We start from the raw sequence: 485 nt of genomic DNA, 5'->3' as shown, positions 1-485 counted from the left end.
GGATACATCTATTGCTCCATGATTTATTTCTTCACCGACAACATACGTAATTAACATTTTCCAGTGATGGTGAATTTGATTCCTTTTTAACAACAGATATTCCAATAGTAATGGATCGTTCATATCTTCAAATCTAGACTGTAATTTAAAAAAATCTCTATGTTGATACGCAATAGTAACATATTTTGTTATGATTTCTTTTAAACAATTGAGTCTTACTTCATACCTAGCCGAGGGTACTTGATTGCTGTATTTTAAACAATTATAGAGGGCATCTAAGTAGCTTTCATAAATTGCTTTTAAAATTTGTTTTTTTGAAGAAAAACGCGAATAGACATATTTTTTGTTAACTCCAGCAAGGTTTGCAATTTCCTGAACATTGGTACCTTTATAACCTTTTTCAACAAACATCGTAATTGCAGCTTTTTGTATTTTCTCTTTCATGTTTTTCTCCTAACTTATTTTAATCAAAAGAAGAACAAGGT

Annotated in this window: 1 protein-coding gene; it reads right to left on the bottom strand. The window is 29.7% G+C overall.

Annotated features, from left to right (window positions below; translation table 11 throughout):
• Nucleotides 1-444: TetR/AcrR family transcriptional regulator (locus AOA60_RS11820; protein ID WP_143522428.1), on the bottom strand; the 444-nt coding region annotated here is incomplete at its 3' end.
• Nucleotides 445-485 lie beyond the last annotated feature (41 nt).

Origin of the sequence: Pseudomonas sp. 2822-17 (assembly GCF_002742485.1) — a bacterium.
Lineage (GTDB): Bacteria > Pseudomonadota > Gammaproteobacteria > Pseudomonadales > Pseudomonadaceae > Aquipseudomonas > Aquipseudomonas cyclaminis.
This window is presented reverse-complemented; position numbering and strand designations above follow the sequence as displayed.